22 protein-coding genes and 1 pseudogene are annotated in these 23,035 nt (G+C 35.6%); 7 read left to right on the plus strand and 16 right to left on the minus strand.

Translation table 11 applies throughout. The features are described from left to right. Positions 1-9 precede the first annotated feature (9 nt). Positions 10-381, minus strand: a complete 372-nt coding sequence (locus DJ93_RS03165) for a VOC family protein (protein WP_042979155.1) — start codon at positions 379-381, stop codon at positions 10-12. A gap of 253 nt (positions 382-634) precedes the next feature. Between DJ93_RS03165 and DJ93_RS03170 the strand changes: the two genes are divergently transcribed. Next, on the plus strand, positions 635-2,176 hold the full coding sequence (locus tag DJ93_RS03170) for a BA3702 family sensor histidine kinase (RefSeq protein ID WP_042979156.1): 1,542 nt from the start codon (positions 635-637) through the stop codon (positions 2,174-2,176). Positions 2,177-2,211: 35 nt separating this feature from the next. On the opposite strand, the pseudogene DJ93_RS03175 reads toward DJ93_RS03170, so the two are convergent. The 9 genes and pseudogenes from DJ93_RS03175 to hutP all read right to left on the minus strand — a co-directional run. Next, positions 2,212-2,525 (minus strand): annotated as a pseudogene (locus tag DJ93_RS03175) (sodium:solute symporter family transporter); the annotation flags it as partial. Then, a complete protein-coding gene (locus DJ93_RS03180; protein ID WP_042979158.1) occupies positions 2,524-3,009 on the minus strand; it encodes a CcdC family protein in 486 nt (161 codons plus the stop codon). The pseudogene DJ93_RS03175 and the gene DJ93_RS03180, both read right to left, overlap by 2 nt. Before the next feature lie 113 nt (positions 3,010-3,122). Continuing rightward, on the minus strand, positions 3,123-4,703 hold the full coding sequence (locus DJ93_RS03185; protein WP_042979159.1) for an FMN-binding glutamate synthase family protein: 1,581 nt from the start codon (positions 4,701-4,703) through the stop codon (positions 3,123-3,125). 74 nt (positions 4,704-4,777) lie between these two features. Further along, on the minus strand, positions 4,778-5,905 hold the full coding sequence (locus DJ93_RS03190) for an alkene reductase (protein WP_042979160.1): 1,128 nt from the start codon (positions 5,903-5,905) through the stop codon (positions 4,778-4,780). Between the two features lie 678 nt (positions 5,906-6,583). Beyond that, positions 6,584-7,555: a formimidoylglutamase gene (gene hutG, locus DJ93_RS03195; RefSeq protein ID WP_042979161.1), complete on the minus strand. Its 972-nt coding sequence runs from the start codon at positions 7,553-7,555 to the stop codon at positions 6,584-6,586. Further along, complete coding sequence (gene hutI / locus DJ93_RS03200; RefSeq protein WP_042979162.1) at positions 7,534-8,805, minus strand: imidazolonepropionase; 1,272 nt, start codon at positions 8,803-8,805, stop codon at positions 7,534-7,536. Before hutI ends, hutG begins: the two co-directional genes overlap by 22 nt. A 12-nt stretch (positions 8,806-8,817) precedes the next feature. Next, entirely contained in the window at positions 8,818-10,476 is a 1,659-nt protein-coding gene (gene hutU / locus DJ93_RS03205; RefSeq protein WP_042979163.1) for a urocanate hydratase, read from the minus strand. Positions 10,477-10,499: 23 nt separating this feature from the next. Further along, a complete protein-coding gene (gene hutH / locus DJ93_RS03210; protein ID WP_042979164.1) occupies positions 10,500-12,017 on the minus strand; it encodes a histidine ammonia-lyase in 1,518 nt (505 codons plus the stop codon). 103 nt (positions 12,018-12,120) lie between these two features. Further along, a complete protein-coding gene (gene hutP / locus DJ93_RS03215) occupies positions 12,121-12,561 on the minus strand; it encodes a hut operon transcriptional regulator HutP (protein WP_000926516.1) in 441 nt (146 codons plus the stop codon). Between the two features lie 197 nt (positions 12,562-12,758). Between hutP and DJ93_RS03220 the strand changes: the two genes are divergently transcribed. Beyond that, positions 12,759-13,706, plus strand: a complete 948-nt coding sequence (locus tag DJ93_RS03220) for a class I SAM-dependent methyltransferase (protein ID WP_042979165.1) — start codon at positions 12,759-12,761, stop codon at positions 13,704-13,706. Positions 13,707-13,778: 72 nt separating this feature from the next. Here the strand turns inward: DJ93_RS03220 and DJ93_RS03225 are convergent, their stop codons facing one another. After that, a complete protein-coding gene (locus DJ93_RS03225; RefSeq protein ID WP_042979166.1) occupies positions 13,779-14,357 on the minus strand; it encodes an AAA family ATPase in 579 nt (192 codons plus the stop codon). Between the two features lie 263 nt (positions 14,358-14,620). Between DJ93_RS03225 and DJ93_RS03230 the strand changes: the two genes are divergently transcribed. Both DJ93_RS03230 and DJ93_RS03235 read left to right on the plus strand, forming a co-directional pair. Beyond that, positions 14,621-14,917 carry a hypothetical protein gene (locus tag DJ93_RS03230; RefSeq protein ID WP_042979167.1) on the plus strand — a complete coding sequence of 99 codons (297 nt, stop codon included), beginning with the start codon at positions 14,621-14,623 and terminating at the stop codon, positions 14,915-14,917. Positions 14,918-15,020: 103 nt separating this feature from the next. Beyond that, positions 15,021-15,452, plus strand: a complete 432-nt coding sequence (locus tag DJ93_RS03235; protein WP_042979168.1) for a DUF2621 domain-containing protein — start codon at positions 15,021-15,023, stop codon at positions 15,450-15,452. Between the two features lie 261 nt (positions 15,453-15,713). On the opposite strand, the gene DJ93_RS03240 is transcribed toward DJ93_RS03235, so the two are convergent. Then, positions 15,714-16,220 (minus strand): CcdC family protein, encoded by a 507-nt coding sequence (locus DJ93_RS03240; protein ID WP_042979169.1) that lies wholly within the window; start codon positions 16,218-16,220, stop codon positions 15,714-15,716. A gap of 91 nt (positions 16,221-16,311) precedes the next feature. Then, positions 16,312-17,019 carry a cytochrome c-type biogenesis protein CcdA gene (ccdA, locus tag DJ93_RS03245; RefSeq protein ID WP_042979170.1) on the minus strand — a complete coding sequence of 236 codons (708 nt, stop codon included), beginning with the start codon at positions 17,017-17,019 and terminating at the stop codon, positions 16,312-16,314. Positions 17,020-17,510: 491 nt separating this feature from the next. Here ccdA and DJ93_RS03250 point away from each other — a divergent pair, with 491 nt between their 5' ends. Together DJ93_RS03250 and DJ93_RS03255 are read left to right on the plus strand one after the other, a co-directional pair. Beyond that, positions 17,511-18,419: an EamA family transporter gene (locus DJ93_RS03250; RefSeq protein ID WP_042979171.1), complete on the plus strand. Its 909-nt coding sequence runs from the start codon at positions 17,511-17,513 to the stop codon at positions 18,417-18,419. A 111-nt stretch (positions 18,420-18,530) separates the two neighbouring features. After that, the gene (locus DJ93_RS03255) at positions 18,531-19,676 is read left to right on the plus strand and encodes a M20 peptidase aminoacylase family protein (RefSeq protein WP_042979172.1); all 1,146 of its coding nucleotides are present in this window, start codon (positions 18,531-18,533) and stop codon (positions 19,674-19,676) included. Between the two features lie 39 nt (positions 19,677-19,715). On the opposite strand, the gene DJ93_RS03260 is transcribed toward DJ93_RS03255, so the two are convergent. The 3 genes from DJ93_RS03260 to DJ93_RS03270 all read right to left on the minus strand — a co-directional run bounded on the left by DJ93_RS03260 (position 19,716) and on the right by DJ93_RS03270 (position 22,232). After that, a complete protein-coding gene (locus DJ93_RS03260) occupies positions 19,716-20,660 on the minus strand; it encodes an ABC transporter permease (protein ID WP_042979173.1) in 945 nt (314 codons plus the stop codon). Further along, positions 20,653-21,564, minus strand: coding sequence for an ABC transporter ATP-binding protein (locus tag DJ93_RS03265; protein WP_042979174.1), 912 nt, complete (start codon positions 21,562-21,564; stop codon positions 20,653-20,655). The genes DJ93_RS03260 and DJ93_RS03265 overlap by 8 nt, the downstream gene beginning before the upstream one ends. 92 nt (positions 21,565-21,656) lie before the next feature. Continuing rightward, on the minus strand, positions 21,657-22,232 hold the full coding sequence (locus tag DJ93_RS03270; protein WP_042979175.1) for an FtsX-like permease family protein: 576 nt from the start codon (positions 22,230-22,232) through the stop codon (positions 21,657-21,659). A gap of 181 nt (positions 22,233-22,413) precedes the next feature. On the opposite strand from DJ93_RS03270, the gene DJ93_RS03275 reads away from it, so the two are divergent. Next, the gene (locus DJ93_RS03275; RefSeq protein WP_042979176.1) at positions 22,414-23,022 is read left to right on the plus strand and encodes a hypothetical protein; all 609 of its coding nucleotides are present in this window, start codon (positions 22,414-22,416) and stop codon (positions 23,020-23,022) included. The last annotated feature ends 13 nt before the right edge of the window (positions 23,023-23,035 follow it).

A 23,035-nucleotide genomic window follows, 5' to 3' on the forward strand; every position in this document is an offset into this window, starting at 1 on the left:
GGATTCCACCTAGTTTTTATTTTCCATGAATTCTATTCTATTTCCAAATGGATCTGACACATAAAATCTAATAACATCTGGACGCGCATGATCATCTATCACTTCAATACCTTGATTTATTAATTTTTGTTTAAATTCATTAATTTTAATAACATAAAAAGCTGGATGCGCCTTTTTCGCTGGTAAAAAATTTTGTTCGACTCCTATATGGATTTCTTGATTTCCACACCGAAACCAACAACCACCACGCTTTTTTAATTCTTCTGGCTTTGGAATCTCTTCCATACCAATTTTATTTCCATAAAACTCCCTTGCCTCTTCTTCACAGCCTACAGGTGCAGCTACTTGTACGTGATCAATTCCTTTAATATAACTCGCCATATCTTCTCCCCCTTTTCTAGTTCTATTGTATTACACAACACTCTAAAAATAACTTACATAAATTGAATGCAACTCTATAAGAATCTTTTATCATCACTTCTTATAAAAAAAGTATAATAGAACCCTTTTCAAAAAAGAAAGAATACACACTCTATTCCGTTAACTTTATTTTTTATAGCAATGGACAATGTTCCTATATTATATTTATAATAGGTTAATCTGTTTTAGATGCTAGTTGCACGGAGGCAAAGTTATGAATCGGAAAAAATATTCATCTATTCAAAAACGTCGTCAGCCCAACATATCTGACCGTATGCGAAATCATATACAAAATCGTTCTTTAGCAGAAATGTATGCATCTCTATTTGAGCATAATCCTGATAGTATCATTTCATTAAATTTAGAAGGAGTTATTTTACATATCAACCCCTCTGCAGAAAAAATATTAGGATATACTTCAGAAGAATTAGAAAGAAAACCAATTACCTCTATTTTAGAAGCTCATATTTCTGATCAAGTCTTCCAATACATAAGAAATACTACAGCTGATAATCAAGAAGAATACATGGTTTCTATCTATCATAAAGAAGGCTATTTGATTGATGTAGTAACTAAGTTAGTCCCTATTTTTGTTCAAAACCGCCTTACTGGTGTATATGCGATTATGAAACCACTCGCAAAGTCAGAAAGAATCGAAAAAATACTAAAAGATAGCGAAAAACGCTTACGTACATTGATGAATTCAATGCCCGCTTTTGTCATCTTTAAAGACCATGAAGGACGCTGGCTTGAAGCGAATGACTACGCTCTTACTTGTTTTAATTTTCATAATGTCCCTTACCACGGAAAAAAAGATAGTGAGCTTATTCAATATAATGAAGCATATCGAGAAGCTTTTTTACATTGTGAAGAAATAGATGAACTTGCATGGCAAAGAGGGCAAACCATCCACGGAGAAGAATTTATTATACATGGAAGCGATTCTAACTTAATTTTAAATATTTCTAAAGTCCCACTCTTTCATTCTGATGGCTCACGAAAAGGACTAATTGTAATGGGTAGGGATATTACAGAACTAAAGGAAACTGAAAAATTATTACGTAAATCAGAAAAACTTGCAGTAGTCGGACAACTGACAGCTGGAATTGCTCATGAAATTAGAAATCCATTAACTTCTTTAAAAGGATTTTTAACTTTATTGCAGCCCGAAATAAACGAACAAAACAAATGGTATGTAGACGTTATGCTAAGTGAAATTTCACAGATGGAGTCCATTACAAGTCAATTTATGGCGATGTCTAAACCTCAAGTATTATCCATTCAATCATGCAATATTCAAACATTAATTGAAGAAGTGGTAACATTTATTTTACCTACCGCCGTTATGCATGGTGTACATATTATTATGGATCATTTTGATACAATGCCTAATATTCAATGTGATGGTAATCAATTAAAACAAGTTTTTATTAATATTTTTAAAAATGCGATTGAAGCAATGCCAAATGGAGGAAATATATTCATTCAAACAAAACCTTTGGAGGATAACCTTGTTCTAATTCGTATTATAGATGAAGGATGTGGCATTCCAGAAGACCGTATTTCCCGTTTAGGCGAACCTTTTTATAGTTTAAAAGAAAAAGGAACCGGCCTCGGTTTAATGATGTGTTATAAAATAATCGAGGAACATCATGGGAAACTGACAATTTCAAGTGAACTAAACAAAGGAACAATCGTGAATATTCAACTACCAATTTCTCCATCTGGGCATAATAATGAAACAGAAAAAGAGTAAATGGCATATGCCGTTTACTCTTTTTTGTAATCTAATCATTTTGTTTCTTGTTCAAGTACAGCTTCCATCTCATTAAATTCACGATAAACTGCTTTCGTAGGTGCTTTTGTTAATAAGCTGACAGTAATCACAGCTAATAAACGGAATGAAAAACCTGGTACCATTTCATACATCATTGCTTTTAAACTTGGGATTTGTACCCATGTGATGACTACTACAGCACCGCCAATCATCCCTGCAAGTACACCCCATTTTGTCGTTCGCTTCCAATAAAGACTTAGTAAAATAGCTGGACCGAACGCAGAACCAAACCCTGCCATGCATAACCAACGAGTGTTGAAATTGTATCAAAATGACATTGTAATCTCTTCTTTCTCTGTATATACTTTACGAAATTTCATATAGCACCCAATACGCCAAGGTACTATATAACAAACTGCAAGAGTGTAGAAAAGAATACCGATTGATTTTGGATCTAATCCTTGTAAATGTCGTCTAAAATAAGCACGTAAGAGAACAATAACTAAAAAAGTCGCAATAAAGGCAATACTTTTCTTCGCATAAATTTGACCATCTTCTCTCACTTCGTACCCACTTAAAAAAATAAGCGGGATTGATAATAACAGCCCAATTCCAGCGGCTATCCCAACTTGCCATCCAGCAAGTTGCATTGGTGCAGTGTATAAAGAAAGACCTGGCAATAAAAAGAATAATGGCAATAATAGTCGTCTTCCTTTATTTTTAATCGGACGATTCATAGCACGCATACGTCTATATATAACGAGTCCTATAACGAGTAAAAAAATTGTAATACTGTACGAACCTTGCTGCAAGTAAATCTCTCCCCTGAAAAAATAATAATTCCTCAAAATGCTTCTCTATTATACTCCCAATACTTTCTATTTCACACACTTATCCCCAAAAACCTTACATTCCAAATATACATTCACTCTCCCTTTCTACCTACCACCGGAAACAACTTCGAAAGTGGCACAACTCTCCCCATCTCATCTTTAAATACAATATGCTCTCTCGTTAAATGACGTGGACTCTTTACTCCCGCTGCTGCCGCTAATGAAAACAAACTATATCTCATACTAATAATATAGTTCATTACCCGCCATTTCTTCTCATACGGATCTAACGCTTTTTGATAGTGCGGATTCGTAGTAGCAACTCCAGATGGACACTGCCCTGAATTACATTGAAGCGCCATAATACAACCGCTCGCCATCATAAATCCGCGTGCTGAATTTACAGCATCTGCACCGATAGCTAAAGCAATCGCTACCTTATCAGGGGTAATTAACTTTCCAGAGGCAAACACTTTGAATTTATCACGGACATCATAATGATTTGCTGTATCAATAAATGTAAGTAATGCTGGAATAAGCGGCAATCCCATACTATCTGCCATCGATTTATACGTTGCTCCTGAGCCACCTTCTGAACCATCTATTGTCATAAAATCTGGATAAATGTTTAGTTTCTTCATTGTTTTTAATAAATCTTCCAAAGGCTCCTGCTGACCAATTACAATTTTCATCCCAACTGGTTTACTACCTTTTTCTTGTAACTCTTGAATGAAATTTAATGTTTCTGTCGCACTGTTTAAAAATGAAAAACGATTTGGTGAGTTAATCGTTACTCCTTCTTTCACTTTTCGAACAGCAGCTATTTTCTCATTTACTTTCTGTCCTTCTAAATGACCACCACGTATTTTTGCACCTTGCCCAAATTTCAATTCAAACGCTTTAATGTTACTCTCTTTTGCTTTTTGGATAAATTCATTCATAGAAAAGTTTCCATCTTCATCACGATATCCGAATAATCCAGGTCCAATTTGTGCAATAATATTCGCACCTGTATGTAAATGTTCTGGGATTACTCCACCTTCTCCCGTATTAACCCATGACCCATCTGCCATCTTTGCTCCAAATCCAGTGGATAAAATATAATTCTCTCCAATTGAGCCGTAAGAAGTAGCTGAAGCACCAAACATACCATATAATTTCCAAGGATATTTCCGGTTTTCACCGATTATAATCGCATCATCCTCTTCATATAACCAAAGATTTGTTTTATCTGCAGTCAATTTTTCTCTTCTAGAAAACAAACCTTCTTTATGAATTACATATTTTTTCGCATCTCGTTCCTGCGTGAGATTCACGTTTAATTCATCTGTTAAAATTGGAAAAAGTGTATTAGCAATATAATATCCAGAAGTATCAAAATCTCGTTTCGATCCAAATCCAAGTACTTCAGAACGATATTTTGCTAGAAACATAACACTTTGAAAATCATAACGTGAAAAGGGCTTTCCATCCGTATCATGATCAAACCAATATTGCCGAAATTCTGGTCCTATTTTCTCAAGTAAATAACGCATTCTCCCTAAGTACGGATGCAATTTTAATATAGAATGATGCGTTCGTTTTTTAATAAAAAATGTAATGATAAAAAAAACGATTAAAAGCAGCATAAACAATAGTAATATACTAATAATAACGAGTAGCGTTTCACTCATTCCGCTTCCCCCTACCATGTATGAATTTCCATAATAAAAGGAGAACACTTTATGTGTTCTCCTTTTATCCTTATTCACACTAACGTTGCAAGATGCTCTTTTGCGTCATATTCAACTAAACTTTCACTATGCTTAATACGATGCACAAAGTCCGAATTCGCAAGTAACGGTCTGCCAAATGCAGCTACATCTATTGTTCCTTCTTGCAGTGCTTCTTCTGCCTCTTTCGGATTCAAATTTCCTACTCCCACGATAATACCATCCCAATATTTTCTTACTAATTGATGAAAATTCTTTCCGTCAGCAATAATCGCTGTAAAATTCATCGTTGAAGGATGAATCATCGTTAATCCAACTTCTTTGAACATATTTACAAAAGTCTCAATCGCAAGTTCAGGATTTTCCCACATATAAGTAGGGTTATCACCTTTAAAGGCAGAGAAACGAAGGAGGGTTTTATCAGCTCCAACTGCTTCAATTACAGCCTGAGTGACCTCTTTCATAAATGTTAGTCTTTGTCTTAAATCACCGCCATATTTATCAGTTCGCTTATTCGCAAATTCATAAGCAAACTGATCAATTAAATACCCATGTGCACCGTGAATCTCTACTCCATCGAAACCAGCTTCTATTGCATTTTTTGCAGCTTGTGCATACTGATTGATGACTTCTTGTATATCTTCAAGTGTCATTGCTTCTGGTGTATCAAACGGTTTACGAAAACGTGGAACATTACCCTCCGCAGCAATTGCTGATGGAGCTTGCGGCAATTGACCACCAATTATTTCGTGATGACTCATACGCCCAACATGCCATATTTGAGCAATAATCGTTCCGCCTTCTTTATGTACTGCCTCCGTAACAGGTTTCCAAGAATCAATCTGCTCTTCCGTATAAATACCTGGAACTCCTGGATTTCCTTTTGCTCTTGGGCTAATAACAATTCCTTCTGTAATAATTAATCCAATACCATCTGCAGCACGTTTTCTATAATACTCGACTACATCAGCACCAACTACTCCAGTTTCATTGTCTGCAAAACATCTCGTCATCGGTGCCATCGCTATGCGATTACGAAGAGACCAAGATCCAACTTGAATCGGATCAAACAACTTCGTTTCTTCAATATTTTCAAAAGACCCCCAAGCGTTTATATTTGTCCCCTCATAAATACTTGCCGCTTTATTATTTGAACTCGTCACTTTTCTTCCCCCTTACAAAAATTTTACTATAATTGCATCATACTTACTTTTAAATAGTAACGTCAATTTATACGTCTTCAGCATACAACATTCGAATATTCAAAAAAACATTGATAAAAATATAATTAAAAAGGTTTCCTAATTAGGAAACCTTTTTTAGTTGACCATATAAGGGTAAAAATTTATTTATCTCTTTTAAAAGAAAATAAACAATTCATATCACCTCACATATAAAAAACTCCTTAACAGTAGATGTGAGAATGGTTTAGTATCCTTCTAAAAATAATAACTTATATATACCTAAAACAATGAAAGCCCTACCTCTCTTTCATCCTTACGGCTCCTCGTCCGTGCCAGTGTGAATCAGGATTGCAAAAATCAAGTAATTATTTTATCAAACTATTTAATTAAATCCCGAATATTTATAAAAGAAATAAAAATAGAAATGGATTAAATTGTAGTAATAACAAAAGAGGTTAATGCTCTAAAAGTGGTTTGCAAGAGTTGAATGTCTTTGAAATGATTGATTCTCTATAATTATGTTCCAAAAAAATTCAAGATCTTTTTTGGGATGTAATACATTATTTGTAATGAATCTTAACAAAAGCACATCACTACATATGAGTAGTAATGTGCTTTTTATAAGACATAGGCAAACATTCACTTTTAATTTTCCGTTTATATACTAACCTGCTTACGAACCGTTTCTCTCGCTAAAAGAAAACTCATAATAACTTGCGCCGCTACTCGGCTCGTCATATCTCTGAAATCAAGAGTTGGATCAATTTCTACTATATCCATCCCTTGAACGAGCGGCTCTTTTCCAAGAAATTCAATCGCATCAAGTAAAGTTGTACTATCCATTCCCCCAGGGCCAATCGCTGGACAGCCTGGCGCAAACGCTTGGTCTAATACGTCCATATCAAGAGAAACATATATGGCAGTCACACCTTGCTTACGTAGTATTTCAATACTTTCTGCCATAATATCTTTAATTTTTCTTTCTCGTACGTCTTTCATTGTAAACACTGCCACACCATGTTCTTTTGCATATTCATGATACGCACGCGCGTTTGAAAAATTACGAATTCCAATTTGAACGAGTTGTTTTCCTGTAATAACATCATTCTCTAGTAAACTACGGAACGGTGTACCATTTGATGGACCCCCATCATCTAAATTACGTAAATCATGATGAGCATCAAATTGAATAATACCGACTTTTCCTTTACTCGTTGCAAAACCGCTTATACTTGGAAAACTAATAGAATGATCACCACCAAGGACGATTGGTATCATTTTTGGATTCACTTTCGTCAAGTGACCAATTGTTTTCGCAATACGTGTATGACTTTCTTTTATATCTGTAACATGCATTGTAATATCACCGCAATCATACAAAACACTTTCTTTCATGTCATGTTCTTCTGTAATTGCGTATGTGCTATATGCATCTAGCATTGCACGAATCGTTTTCGGTGCAAAACATGCTCCTGAATGACTAATAGATGGTTTAGAAAGCGGCACCCCAATTAATGCCGATCCGAAGATTTCTTCTCCTTCTTCCCAATCTTTAATCATATCACTCCATTTCGTTACTTCACGATCAATAAACTTTGCATTTTTCTTTAAATAGTGGCCGTGCTCCACGATTTTTCACCTCTTGTATATGCGATATTACCATTCTTCCATACTGTATTCACATGACTTACACCGTAATGGTACGGTACGTAAGCATAATTATAAGCATCCCATAAAACTAAGTCTGCCTTACGACCAACTCTAATTTTTCCAGCCACATCACCACGATTAATTGCATAAGCTGAGTTAACCGTTACTGCATTCCAAACTTCTTCTGGTGTCATTTTCAGTTTTAGCATCGCAATGCTCATAATAAGCTGAATGTTTTCTGTCGGACAACTACCTGGGTTAAAGTCTGTAGCTAAAGCTACCGCAACACCTTCATCGATCATTTTACGTCCGCGTGCGAAGCTTTCTTTATTTAAATAGAAAGTTGTTCCTGGTAATAAGGTCGCTACTGTATTCGAATTCGCAAGCATTTCAATCCCTTTATCTGAAGCACCAACTAAATGATCCGCTGATGCTGCACCAATTTCTGCCGCTGCTTCCGCGCCACCAAGAGGGTCGATTTCATCCGCATGAATTTTCACATCAAAGCCAAGCTCTTTCGCTTTTAATAAAAATTTTTTTGACTCTTCTACAGAGAACACACCTGTTTCACAGAAAATATCAACGAACTCAGCTAATTGCTTTTCTTTCATTTCTGGTAATAAATCTAGCATCCATTGTAAAAATTCTTTTGATTTCCCTTTGTACTCTTTCGGAACTGCATGAGCACCTAAAAATGTTGAAACTAAATCGATTGGATGCTCTTTTTGTAATTGTGCAGTCGCCTCTAATTGTTTCCACTCCGTCTCGTCATCTAATCCGTAACCACTCTTCGCTTCTACAGTTGTAACTCCGAAAGATAACATACGGTCTAAATGGAATTTCGCTTTTTGAACAAGTTCTTCTTTCGATGCCTGTTTCGTTGCATTTACAGTCGAAAGAATACCTCCACCTTGCTCTAAAATTTCTAAATACGGAACTCCTTGTAATTTCAGCGCAATTTCATTTTCACGAGATCCACCAAATACAAGATGAGTATGCGGATCAACGAGACCAGGAGAAACCATTTTTCCGCCGCAATCGATAACTTCTTTCGCCTGAAGTCCTTTTGCTTCTTCCGCTGTTCCAACGAAAGTAATCACGCCATTTTCAATTCCAACCGCACCGTTTTCAATAACAGGAAGCGTGTTCATTGCTTCCTGTCTTAACAAGCCATCTTCTTGATCCATTGTAAGTAATTGACCGATATTTATTAGTAAAGTGTCTAGCATGTTTCTTCCTCCTTATTTCATCATTGGAATGTTAACACCTTTTTCTTTTGCAGTTTGGGCCGCTAAGTCATATCCTGCATCAACGTGACGAACAACACCCATACCAGGATCCGAAGTTAGTACGCGCTCGATACGTTTTGCTGCTGCTTCTGTTCCATCTGCAACGATAACCATTCCAGCGTGAAGTGAATAACCCATACCAACGCCACCACCGTGGTGAACAGATACCCAACTCGCACCGTTTACACTGTTAATTAATGCGTTTAAAATTGGCCAATCTGCTACTGCATCACTACCGTCTTTCATCGCTTCTGTTTCACGGTTTGGAGATGCTACAGATCCGCAATCTAAATGGTCACGACCGATAACGATCGGTGCTGATAATTCACCATTTGCAACCATTTCATTAATGATGCGGCCAAACTTCGCACGCTCTCCGTAACCAAGCCAACAAATACGTGATGGCAGACCTTGGAACTCAACTTGCTGACGAGCCATACGAATCCAATTACATAAATGCTCATTATCCGCGAACTCGCGTAAAATAACTTCGTCTGTTTTATAAATATCTTCTGGGTCACCAGAAAGAGCTACCCAGCGGAATGGTCCTTTTCCTTCACAGAATAACGGCCGGATAAATGCTGGAACGAATCCTGGGAAATCGAAAGCATTTTTTAATCCTTCATCGAAAGCAACTTGGCGAATATTATTTCCATAATCAAATGTAATCGCACCTTTTTCTTGCATGGCAAGCATTGCTTCCACATGTTTTTTCATACTTTCTTTCGATAATTGTACGTAACGTTCTGGATCTTCTTCACGAAGTTTCGTAGCTTCTTCTAATGTGTAACCTACTGGAATATACCCATTTAACGGATCATGAGCAGATGTTTGATCCGTAACTAAATCTGGCGTAATATTACGCTTCACTAGCTCTGGTAAAATTTCCGCCGCATTTCCTAACAAACCAATTGAAATTGGTTCTTTCTTCTCTTTATACTCGTTCGCAACAGTTAATGCTTCTTCTAACGATTCTGTATACATATCACAATATCTCTTTTCAATACGACGATCGATGCTACGCTTATCAACATCAATAGCGATAACAACACCGCCGTTCATCGTTACAGCTAGAGGTTGTGCACCACCCATACCACCTAAACCAGCAGTAAGTGTTAATGTACCTTTTAATGAACCATCGAAATGTTGACGTGCCGCTTCACCAAATGTTTCATATGTTCCTTGTAAAATCCCTTGTGTTCCAATATAAATCCAGCTACCCGCTGTCATTTGTCCGTACATCATTAGGCCTTTTTTCTCTAGCTCACGGAAGTGATCCCAGTTCGCCCACTTTGGTACTAAGTTTGAGTTTGCTAAAAGAACGCGCGGCGCATCTTCATGAGATTTAAAAATCGCTACCGGTTTTCCTGATTGAACAAGTAATGTTTCATCGCTTTCTAACGTTTTTAATGAATCTATAATTGCATGGTAGCTTTCCCAGTTACGAGCTGCACGACCGATTCCGCCGTATACAACTAATTCTTCTGGTTTTTCCGCTACTTCCGGATCTAAGTTATTCATTAACATACGAAGTGCTGCTTCTTGAACCCACCCTTTCGTTTGTAATTCAGTACCTCTTGGCGCACGAATTGTTTGTTTTACGTTTTCCATTTCAATCTCTCCCTTTTCTCGTTTTATAGTGCCGCGTTTACATCCATTCTTTCTTTTATTGAGTAATTCGTTTTTAACCAATGCGCAATATTTTCAATATCAGTTGAGAATATACGGTCATTTGTAATAGAAGGAACTTGCTGACGACCTTGATGGTAGAAAGCTTTCGTTACTGTACTCATCTCTTCAATACCGCGATATTCCGCAGCTTGCATCGCACAGATCATTTCAATCGCAAGAACACGTCTTACATTTTGAATAATTTGATGCGCATGACGTGAGGCGATTGTTCCCATACTTACGTGATCTTCTTGGTTAGCTGACGATGGAATTGAATCCACACTTGCAGGATGAGCTAACGTTTTATTTTCTGAAACGAGTGAAGCTGCTGCATATTGCATAATCATTGCACCAGACTGAAGTCCTGGCTCTGGACTTAAAAATGGTGGTAAGTCATTTAATTGCGGATTCACAAGACGCTCAATACGACGCTCTGAAATATTTGCAAGTTCCGCCATTCCTACTTTTAAGAAGTCCATTGCAAATGCAATCGGTTGTCCGTGGAAATTACCACCTGAAATTACTTTTTCCCCACCATCAAAAATAAGCGGATTATCTGTTGCTGCATTCATTTCGATTTCTAATTTTTCTTTCACGTAATTTAAAACTTGCCAAGAAGCACCGTGCACTTGCGGGATACAACGAAGTGAATATGCATCTTGCACACGAAGTTCTCCTTGTTTTGTCACAAGTTTACTATCATGAAGGATGTCACGAATTCTGCTTGCTACCTCTACTTGCTCTTTATAACCGCGTGCTTTATGAACATTTTCATCAAATGCATCAATAATGCCCTGCAATCCCTCAATTGTCATCGAAGCAATTAATTCAGATTGATAAGCCGTAGCTTCTGCTTCTATATAAGAAAGAACTCCTTGCGCTGTCATCGCTTGCGTACCATTGATTAACGCAAGACCTTCTTTCGCTTCTAATTCAATAGGTTCAAGCCCCTCTTCTGTAAGAGCAACCATCGCATGAACTCGTTTTCCCTTGTAGAACACTTCACCTTCACCTAATAAAACGAGAGCAAGATGAGATAAAGGTGCTAAATCACCGCTCGCTCCTAGTGACCCTTGTTGCGGAACGACTGGATGAATTTTGCGATTTACAAACTCAAGAAGCATATTTACAACAAGTGGTCTAACGCCAGATACTCCTTTTAACATCGTATTAGCTCGTAAAATTAACATACCGCGTGATACTTCTTCTGGGAATGGATCACCTATCCCGCACGCATGTGATTGAATTAAATTGTGCTGAAGTGCCTTTACATCATCTTTTTGAATAAGCACATCACTAAACTTTCCAAATCCAGTTGTAATACCGTAAACGACTTTTCCATCTTCTACAATTTTCTCAACTACTTCGCGGCACTCCGCTACCTTTTGCATACTATTTGGGCAAGCTGTTACACCTTCACCTTCAAGTAACAACCTCTTCATTTCTTCAACTGTCAATGTGTGTCCTGTTAACGTAATCATCATTTTTCCTCCTTAAAAAAAGCAAAAGGGGACCTTACCTTTTTAAGACAGACTTCTGTCCTAAAAAGCAAGGCCCCCTTCTAACTAATAGACTATGGGCAAATCATATGTGATTAATTCCTAAACCAATCGCCTCATGCTCAGATCCTTTTACAGGCGCACCAATCGTTCCATAAAGCGCAACAGCAACCCATTCGCCTTCTTTTTTTCCATCGTATGGTGTACCGCGCACTATTGCAAAGCGAAGTCCTACTGTACGAAGAACGTCTGCTAACTGAATTTGACCTCTCGTCACTCCGTACAAAGCTTCCATTATTGCATGATAAAGTGCATGTGTTTCTCTGTAAACGTCTGTTTCAATAACTTGGTTGCTCTTAGCCGCTGTTTCCATTGCTGCTACAACCTTTTGCGAATTCATAGAACCCACTTTCCCCGTACAATATTTCCAACCTTTTGGAATAGATAATACAGGGCTTTCATTCTCATCCGCAAGTGCCAACAGCATGGCCATACGACCAATTCGATGTGTTCCTTGAAGAAGCATGTGACTCTCTCATTTCTTTTGAATTATTTGAATATTACTTAATTTAAGAATATATGAAAACGGTTAAATCGTCAATAGTTTAAAATCATATTCAAACAATTTTTTTATCCTTCTCCAATTTGTGTACACAAATTATTTACACATTTTTTTCAGGCATGCTATAGTCTCACTAACAGATGCAAAGGGGCGAGATTTCATTGGCAAAACGAAAAGATATTCATTTTCGAATGGAAGAAAAATTACTAGAAAGATTTGAAGCAGCACTTCATTACGAAAGTTTAAATAAAACAGACGTTTTAACACATGCAATTCAACAATTTTGCACGAAGGTGGAATGTGAAAAAATGAATGATGTGAAACGACAATACAACGTCAGCAACCATTTGCAAACACGCATTAATACTCATAAAAACTATGAAGAAAAACATGTGAATTTAGATGAAGTTGTCATGGAACATTTACAACTTCAAGGAGAAGAAAAAATATTAGAGGTCGGATGCGCAAACGGTAAATTCCTTACACTTTTACAAACCAACGGCCATAAAGGACATCTCACCGGATTTGATCAATCTACGACTATGCTTTTTGAAGCTGCAAAACAAGGTGGAAATATTGAATGGAAACTCGGAGACGCTAGTAAACTTCCGTTCCCATCATATTCTTACGATTGGGTTATTGCAAGACATATGTTATATCATATGAATGATGTTGAAAAAACCATTCGAGGTTTTCATAAAGTAATTCGTCCAGACGGTGGGCTTTTAGCTACAACAAATTCTAGAGTTTCATTACCTCATATAGATGAAATGTGTAATAAAATGTTAGTCGCCTTTGGCCTACCAGAAAAATCACAAACTGCTGCACCATTTTGCTTAGAGAACGGTAGAGAGTTACTACAATCTAGCTTTCCGTTCGTAGAAGAAACCGTTATTCAAAATTCACTTATTTTCAATAGCGTCACACCCATTGCAAACTATATTGCTAGCATGTTTCCATCGTTGAATATACCTGATAATATGCATCTTCACGTCGAAATGCAGGAATGGCTAAAAATAGAAATAGAAAATGAATTAGCTCTTCGTGACGGTATATGGAGTGATCCGAAAATATTAGCGATTTATCGATGTAAAAAGGGAAAAAGCTAGCATTTGCTAGCTTTTAAACATTTTCCGCTAAGAGTTTCTCCACCATTATATTGCCTTTTCCACTATAAAATTTCATATTCTTTTCTCCTTTAAGCATTTCATAAAATATTCCTCTATCTCACCTACTGCCAATTTATTAGCATTCACATATGTCACCGGAAATTGTTTATACCCTTCCTTTTCAATTTCTCCCAATTTGAATTGCCCCTCAAATGTACTGCGATTTCTTGTTTTATCATTATTTTTTCTCTCACACAAATTCTCTTTTGAAACGTCTAGATAAAAAATCGCATTAGAACGGCATTCTCTTAATTTATATAATTCATCTTGTAATTCTATTTCCATATCCCACTCTTCCCCAATAAGTTTCGGATAAAAAATTGTATAAAATTCAATATCTTCTGGACCTCGATCGAAAATTACGAACGATTCCTTTGCATTTTGAAATTCTTTTATTTTTGCTTCGATAAACATTTTTTGATTTGTAATAAACCCCTCTTTTTTGTATATATCCAAACCAAGTTTTTTTCTTCTTTCTATAATTGGATAAGGATTTTCATATACAACCGAAAATCCTTTTTGTTCTAATCTTTTTGCTAACGTTGTTTTTCCACTTGCCATCGGTCCTTGAAGTGAAATTACATATGTCATCACTCTCACCCCTTCTCGTTATAGTAGATCCCCTAAATAACAAGTATACAGAATTTTGTAAACTATCAACAATATACTTACCACCTTGTTTCCTATTCCTATCTGACTTATAATGAAAAATAGAGATGATTATGAACGCATTTATATGTAAGCTTGGGTTTCCAAGCTTACATTATTTTTTGCTTTCCCTTTTTCTATAAAAAGAGTATACTAGTACAGAACGTATGTTCTTAATGATTACATACAGTAAGGAGATAGAACACATGGTATACGACACAAAAGTAATTTCTTGGAACGAATCTTTAAAACAACTACAACGCTGCTACACAAATAAACAAGTTGACCGAAAAGAATTTGAAGATGTTGAGCTTATGGAATTCTTCCGCGATAACGACTATATTTCTCTACCCACACACATTAGTGGCTTATCAACAAAACGTTTTACTTCTTACTCTATTTTCACAACTGAAGATAAAGATCGTAAAGTTGGCACACTCATCATTGAGTATGTAGAAGATGACAGTGATATTTTACTTGTTGAACAACTATACTTCGTTTAAATGGTAACGCTTGGTCATTTTGACCAAGCGTTCTTGCTTTCTATTAATCTCACTGCTTATAATATAAATAAAGAAAAACTGCTTTCGTTAAGGGGGAATACGATTGCTAGAAGGATGGTTTAGTTGGTTTATTGTAATTTGGACTGTTATTTTACTAAGCCTTATGTCGATTGGTGGATACTTCATGTTCAGAAAATTTTTTAAACGTTTACCGAAAGAAGATGGCATGTCCATTTTAGATTGGGAGCAGCACTACATTGATCAAACACGACACTTATGGGATAACGAGCAAAAACAATTATTAGAAGAACTCGTAAGCCCTGTTCCTGAATTATTTCGCGATGTGGCCAGATCAAAAATTGCTGGTAAAATCGGTGAACTTGCATTAAAAGAAAAAGCACCAAAAATTACGCAAGATTTAATTATTAAAGGATATATAGTCGCAACACCAAAGCGTGATCATAAATTTTTAGTCAAGAAACTGCAAGAAAAACAAATTGATTATTCTAACTATAAATCTTTACTTGCAAAGTAACTTCATTATTTTCTATAAAAAAGATTGTTATTTAAATAGTAATCTTTTTTATAGAATCCGCTCACAGTTACTGATTTTGTAGCATATACACGTGCTTCCGCTAAATCTATTTGTGGATCTACAACACTCGTATAAATTGTGTCTTTGATGGTAAACGGTTTATACGATGCAATTGGAACAGAAAATATTAACAAACTCACTATAAACAACAATAAAAAAACAGCGTCTTGGACGCTGTTTTTTACTATACATATACAATTTTCACGTTAGTTTCATATCTTTTTCATTATAAAAATCATCTTCTTTTTCCATTTCCCTCTGCAATTTCGTAAAGGAACGGTACATTGCAATCCGCCAAGAAACGATCATTGCAAATGCAAGTAAGAAGAACATCCCACTTAGTTGTCCTAAATCAAGTGATTGGCTTAAGTATGTTTTAAATACAATACGCACTACAAGTAGACCGATTAAAATAAAAACAAATGCTTTTGAACGTTTCAAATAAATTTCTTGTCCGCGTATTTCAAATTTAGATGTTTTAATAAGAAAAATAGAGAAAAACAACCCAACACCAACCGCTTCTAACATTTCAGCTGGGGTTAATCGAAACTCAGGAAAAACGTACATCAATGCTCCCGTGCTCATAAAAAACGGTGGAAGTATGATTTTTTTCAATGTTGCAGGTTTCTTAGCTGCTTTTAAACGAATAAACATCGCACCGACAGCCATACAAACAGCAACGATACTTGATAAAAGAACTATGTTCATATTTTCTCATCCTTTTTTTGTGGCTATATGAAAAATATAGTTTCATTATATGCTTTTCCGTTAGTATTTCCAACATTTTCACAGAATAATACTAAAAACCAGTAAAACCACCAAATAAACTTGAGAAATATACGATAATTTTCGTCATCCAGTTAAAGTATAGAAAAACACCCATGACAATCATAATGTATCCCCCGACTTTCATGAAAATCACGCTATTCCTTTTAATCCAAGACATCTTCGTAATAAAGAAAGAAAGTACGAAAAATGGGATTGCAAACCCAAGTATGTAAGCAATCATATAAAGCATTGCTGATTCTGGATTTGTTGCAGCTAATCCAATTACAGAAACTAAAATTGGCCCAGTACAAGGTGTCCATCCCGCTGCAAATGCTATTCCAATCAGTACAGAACCAAAATAACCACTCGGACGATTTTTAAAAGTAAATTTTCGATCTTGCATTAAAAACGTCGGCTTAAATACACCAACAATGATAAGACCAAATACAATGATGAATATACCACCTAACTGTCTAATTAAATCTTTATAGTCCCTAAAGAATCCTCCAATAAAACTTGTACCAAATCCAATCGCAATAAATATAATAGAAAATCCAAGTAAGAAAAACGCTGTATGTATCATACTTCTTTTACGAAGCATTGCATTTTCTTCTTTCAGTTCAGAAACCGACATCCCTGTTATGTATGATAAAAATGCCGGATAAAGCGGTAAGCAACATGGGGAAATAAATGATAAGAACCCAGCACCAAACGCTAAAAAAATACTTATATCTTGCATTGTTCCACTCCTCTCCTCTTCAATATTGTAGCAAAAACGAACAAAAATACTATGAACATTTCATGAATTAACCTTTTACACCGTGACAATACAGAAAACTATTACTTCACATACTTTCGAATAAAACGTTTTCATTTCCTTCTATTATATTGCAAAATTTCAAGACACCATTTTTACTGTCTCTGTTGGTATTAACATAACAAAGGCTACTATTTTTCTCAACTCATTGATACATTTCACCGTTTCACACCATACAATTCTCACCAAAAATATTTTTTTCAAATGCTCGCTTTATACAAAACAATCCTTATTTAACAATACCTCTATAATTATAATTTTCAAGATTATGCATAAATATCGTACTTTTATTATTATTCTATAAAATGTCGCACTTTTCTTTCATTTGACCCTTCATTTTTAATTTTGTATACTTCCATCTAGTTATATTTGTCCGTTTGGGAACAATTTAATATAGATGGGAGGAATTTTTCATGCTTCGTTATTCTCTTTTAGTTTTATTAGGAGCATGCAGTTATGGAATTTTAGCTATTTTTGTTAAACTTGCATACGCAGAAGGATTTTCACTTGGAGAGGTAATTGGTAGTCAATATTTGTTCGGTTGGATTATTTTACTTGCTATTACACTCCTATTTTCTAGACATCGTGTTCCACTGAAACAAATGTTAATTTTATTTGTCGCAGGAACATCAGCAAGCTTTACCGGTATTTTTTATTATGCTTCATTAAAAACTGTACCAGCTTCTATTGCTATTATACTTTTATTCCAGTTCGTTTGGGTCGGTATTATCATTGAAGCTGTCACAACAAAAACATTACCATCAAAAGAAAAAGTTATTTCTGTTATCTTTTTACTTGCAGGGACGTTTTTATCGAGCGGATTATTAGAAAAATCAGCAGGTGATTTTGATACGACTGGTATCATTTTAGGATTGTTATCTGCTGTTACATTTGCAACATACATTTTTGTAAGTGGTAAAGTTGCTGTTGAAGTACCATCATTACCACGAGGCGTCCTTTTAATGGCTGGTGCTTTAACTTTAGTCATGATCGTATTTCCACCAACATTTATTTTTAACGGTGCGATTTCTCAAGGTCTTTGGAAATACGGCTTAGGATTAGGAACATTCAGTATCGTTATTCCATCCATCGCCTTTACAATTGGTATTCCTAAAATCGGTTCTGGCTTAGCAACAATTCTTGGTGCAGCTGAGCTACCAGTTACTACAATTATGTCTGTATTCGTATTAAAAGAAGCTGTTCTATCTTCACAATGGTTTGGTGTGTCCCTTATTTTAATTGGTATCGCAATCCCACAAATTGCATATGCGATGCGAGGACGTTACCGAAAACATCATACACATAAAAAAGTTGCAGCATAAGCAAGCGAGGACTCTCATTTGAGAATCCTCGCTTTTATTCTGCCATAAATGTTATACAGTTATATTGTATAATTAATGTAAATACTTTACTTGAGAAAGAAGGCGTAATAAGTGACATCCACTCCAAATCCATTAACAGAAAAACTAATCTCAATTCGTCGACATTTACACCAATATCCAGAACTATCATACGAAGAATTCGAAACAACAAAAGCGATAAAAAATTGGCTAGAAGAAGCTAATATTACTATCATTGATTCCAATTTAAAAACTGGTGTCATCGCTGAAATTTCTGGCAATAAAAACGGACCACTTATTGCGCTTCGTGCCGATATCGACGCTCTTCCTATTCAAGAAGAAACCAAACTTCCGTATGCCTCAAAAGTTCCAGGAAAAATGCATGCATGTGGACATGATTTTCATACAGCTGCCATTCTCGGCGCCGCTTACTTATTAAAGGAAAAAGAATCTTCTCTTAGCGGAACCGTTCGATTTATATTCCAAGCAGCTGAAGAAAGTGGTAACGGGGCTTGTAAAGTCATTGAATCCGGTCATTTAAAAGATGTACAAGCCATTTTTGGTATGCATAATAAACCAGATTTACCAGTAGGTACAATCGGTATTAAAGATGGGCCACTTATGGCTGGTGTTGATCGATTTGAAATCGAAATTCATGGCATCGGAACCCATGCCGCTGTTCCAGATGCCGGCGTTGACCCTATCGTCGCATCATCTCAAATCGTTATGGCCTTGCAAACAATTGTAAGCCGCAATATTAATTCTTCTCATAACGCTGTTGTAAGTGTTACAAACATTCATTCAGGTAATACGTGGAATGTTATTCCTGAAAATGCAACATTGGAAGGAACCGTTCGCACATTTCAAGCTGAAACACGTAAAAAGATTCCAGAACTAATGGAGCGTATTATTAAAGGTGTTTCGGATGCGCTCGGTGTGGAAGCTAAGTTCAGCTGGTATCCAGGTCCGCCTGCTGTTCATAACGATAAAGACTTAACTACTTTATCCACTCGAATTGCAGAACAAATGAAACTCCATGTTGTCTCACCAAATCCATCAATGGCGGGAGAAGATTTTTCATTTTACCAACAAAACATTCCTGGTTCTTTCGTATTTATGGGAACGAACGGAACTCAAGAATGGCATCACCCTGCCTTTACATTAGATGAAAAGGCATTACCAATTAGTTCTAAGTATTTCGCCTTGCTAGCTGAAGAAGTCATTCATACATTATCATAGAAAAAAGCCGTTAAGAAGCAACTTAACGGCTTTTTATCATTATGTCAAATCTCTTTTTAAAAATACAATATAGGAAATCCCTAAAAATACAAATAAATATAGGAAGAGCATACAAGAAGCAAACGGGAATGTTACCCCTTGAATAAAACTTCCACTCTTTAAAATGCCATATAAATCTGTATTAGCTGGTAATAAATATTTTGCCCATTCATATCTAGCTGCTGGAAATAGTGCTAATCCTCCTGATAATGCAAGAAATAAAGAAATACCAATCGCACCTCCACTCGACCTCGTTAAAACAGAAATCATAAAGGCGAATGCAGCATAAACAAGAGTTGGTAGCCACGATAATACATAATATTCACTTGCTTCTACGAAAATATTTTGCTTTATAATATTTCCATCTTGAACGATAAATTCAGTCCATGCTGGTTGTTGAAATTTATAAATAATCAATCCGCATAACAGTGAAAAAATCATATTAAATATAAATAATAACGCTGAAAAAATAACGATTGCTAAATATTTTGATGTTAAAATTTTAAACCGGCTCGCTGGACGTATCGTTAAAAATTTATATGTTCCCCAGCTATACTCATTCGCAAAAATAGTACTCGCATATACAAGAATAAATGGAAGTAAAATAGGAAAAACAATTACACCAGTATCCCTCATAAAGGAAAGCGGCGAACTACTCGCTGGTGCTGTGTTTGTATCTAGATGTTTCATTTTCAATTGATACTCTTTTACTAGTTCGTCTCCTGATCTTTGCTTTAAAATATATTCCTTATTCATACCAAGCTTTTTCTCAATCTCTGCTGTTCGTTCCGTATAATCTGCCTTCCAGTTTGTCGTTTCCGCCTGTAAATATTTAAATGAAACCCACCCTAATCCAATAATTAATACCGCAATAACCGCAAATGGGATAATCGTTCGTTTCCGCTTAAATATTTTATATAACTCGTTATAAACTAAATTAAACAATATCTTTTCCTCCTGTTAATTCTAAAAACTGCTCTTCTAATGTTTTTCGTTCTTCATAGACACGGTAAATACGAATATTCCCTTCAGCCAATGTACGAATTACATTTGGAATTTCTTCATTTTTCACAGTCATAATCAACTCGTTTTCTTTCACTACAACATCATGCGTTAAAAGTTCCTCTGCTTTCTTCACATCGTCCACACGTATATGAATTCTTTCCATCTCTAAGTTTTCATCACGTTGAATATTTTGAGTTGCTACATATTCCCCGTGCTGAATAATAATAACCCGATCACACATCAATTCAACTTCAGATAATAAATGACTAGAAACAAGGACCGCTTTCCCTTGTTCATGAGCAATTTTTTTGATGTACATCCGCATTTCATGTATACCATTTGGATCTAGTCCATTTGTTGGTTCGTCTAAAATAAGTACATCTGGATTATGTATAAGCGCTTGAGCGATTCCTAAGCGTTGCCTCATACCAAGTGAATACGCTTTCACTTTACGGTCAATTACTTGTCCCATTCCTAATAATTGGACAACTTCATCAATGCGTTCTTCTGTCACATTACCATTCATCCGTCCGAAATATGTTAAGTTTTCATAGCCACTTAAAAAAGGATAAAACTCTGGGGTCTCAATTACAGCTCCAATTTTAGTAGCCGTACTTTCAAATTGTTGCTTTACTGATTGTCCATCAATCGATACTTCCCCTTCTGTCATACGAATCATACCGACCATCATTCGCATTAATGTCGTCTTTCCAGCACCATTTGGTCCTAGTAAACCAACTACTTCACCTTTTTTTACTTCAAAACTTATGTTTTCTACTAACGTCTTCGAACCAATTCGTTTTGTTAACCTGTCAACTTTTACGATTGCTTGCTCATTTATCATCCCATACAACCTTTCTTCTTCACTCTTTTTTCAGTTTTTTTCACTGTATCATGATTATTTACATGTGTAAAACGAAGAAAAGACAAGATTTCTCATGCCTTTTTCTTCGTTTTATATGAACTCTCTCCTTTTATCCCTTGGATAAATCGACAACATTGCCACATTGATAACCCAATTACAGTTATCATCATAAATACTGAGATTGTTATCGCATATGTCGTAATCGGTGCACTATTTACTCCTTGTATGCCTACTGCTTTCATAACAATAATAGTAAATAATTTCAAAAATAACATACCATGAATTAATCCAAAGAGCAAAGCTCCTCCGTAAATTAATAATTGTTCCTGGCATAATAAACAAATCATTTGTTTTTTGTGTAAATTCGTTACTTCATACCATTCAAATTCTTTTTTTCTCTTTTGTAAAAGGCTATCCGTTATCTTATATGTAACAACAACACATATCAAAATTAATATAATTGATCCATAATTAATAAATTCGACAAGCAACCACATATGTTGTAATTTCCCTATGACTACTTCATTTAATTGAACAGATGTAATAAAAAAACAAACCACCGTACTCATTGCAACCCATATGAATTGCTTTAACCTTTGGACAGCAAAGTTTTGTATATTTTTTCTTGCTAACCGAAATAAAAACATAATTCCTTCCCCTACCTTACTTCATAACATCTAATATTCCATACTACTAGTGTATAAAAATATGACATTTCCAACATCGCTCTACAATCGGAATCTGTACTAGGCCTTTAGTCCTAGAAGAAAAATAAAAAGGTTAATTTCCCAATATATAGAATCTCTTTATTTAAAGGAGGGGAATTACATGCGACTGAGATTATTGCTGTTCACCTTATTTTTACTATTGCTCACGAGTTGTAGTCCATTACGAAATAATGAATTTGCCACCGTCCGGCCTTACCCACTCAAAAAAGAAGAATCTTCCATTTTACAAATGACACCTATACAGCAAGGAGCTATTATGTTTTACGATATTACACTCAAAAACAATAAAGATGAAATACATGCAGTAATTGAATATTATCAAAACGGTGCAAAAATCAAAGATATAGCTAACACTTCTTCATCTCACTTTCCAGAAAAACAAATAAAGTTCTCTTTCGGACAACCAACTTTCCAGTTCGAAAAAGACATCCCAGAAAAAAATCAATGGTATATTAATATTGAAGGTAGTTCAATGATTGTTCCTGAAGAAACGCCTCCAAGCATAAATAGCTCAGCATCTACTACAATTCAATCTACAAAAAACTTAAAATATAATCAAAAAACAATTTTAGCTGCAATAATAAAAACAAACAAAGAAACTATAAGTGTTCCTTCATTAGACGAAGAATCGGTAATGGATCGACTACTACGAGAAAACGAACATGTCTACCTATGTAGCATCGAACTAAAACGCGGAAATGCATTTTAATTGCATTTCCGCG

The organism is Bacillus clarus (assembly GCF_000746925.1).
In the GTDB taxonomy this organism is placed as follows: domain Bacteria; phylum Bacillota; class Bacilli; order Bacillales; family Bacillaceae_G; genus Bacillus_A; species Bacillus_A clarus.

Bases quoted from the DNA above. Each gene is read 5' to 3' on its own strand.
- DJ93_RS03165 (WP_042979155.1), bottom strand. From the start codon at position 381: ATGGCGAGTTATATTAAAGGAATTGATCACGTACAAGTAGCTGCACCT.
- DJ93_RS03170 (WP_042979156.1), top strand. From the start codon at position 635: ATGAATCGGAAAAAATATTCATCTATTCAAAAACGTCGTCAGCCCAAC.
- DJ93_RS03185 (WP_042979159.1), bottom strand. From the start codon at position 4,703: ATGAGTGAAACGCTACTCGTTATTATTAGTATATTACTATTGTTTATG.
- hutI (WP_042979162.1), bottom strand. From the start codon at position 8,805: ATGCTAGACACTTTACTAATAAATATCGGTCAATTACTTACAATGGAT.
- hutU (WP_042979163.1), bottom strand. From the start codon at position 10,476: ATGGAAAACGTAAAACAAACAATTCGTGCGCCAAGAGGTACTGAATTA.
- hutH (WP_042979164.1), bottom strand. From the start codon at position 12,017: ATGATTACGTTAACAGGACACACATTGACAGTTGAAGAAATGAAGAGG.
- hutP (WP_000926516.1), bottom strand. From the start codon at position 12,561: ATGCTTCTTCAAGGAACACATCGAATTGGTCGTATGGCCATGCTGTTG.
- DJ93_RS03225 (WP_042979166.1), bottom strand. From the start codon at position 14,357: ATGACATATGTAATTTCACTTCAAGGACCGATGGCAAGTGGAAAAACA.
- DJ93_RS03230 (WP_042979167.1), top strand. From the start codon at position 14,621: ATGGTATACGACACAAAAGTAATTTCTTGGAACGAATCTTTAAAACAA.
- DJ93_RS03240 (WP_042979169.1), bottom strand. From the start codon at position 16,220: ATGAACATAGTTCTTTTATCAAGTATCGTTGCTGTTTGTATGGCTGTC.
- ccdA (WP_042979170.1), bottom strand. From the start codon at position 17,019: ATGCAAGATATAAGTATTTTTTTAGCGTTTGGTGCTGGGTTCTTATCA.
- DJ93_RS03250 (WP_042979171.1), top strand. From the start codon at position 17,511: ATGCTTCGTTATTCTCTTTTAGTTTTATTAGGAGCATGCAGTTATGGA.
- DJ93_RS03265 (WP_042979174.1), bottom strand. From the start codon at position 21,564: ATGATAAATGAGCAAGCAATCGTAAAAGTTGACAGGTTAACAAAACGA.
- DJ93_RS03270 (WP_042979175.1), bottom strand. From the start codon at position 22,232: ATGTTTTTATTTCGGTTAGCAAGAAAAAATATACAAAACTTTGCTGTC.
- DJ93_RS03275 (WP_042979176.1), top strand. From the start codon at position 22,414: ATGCGACTGAGATTATTGCTGTTCACCTTATTTTTACTATTGCTCACG.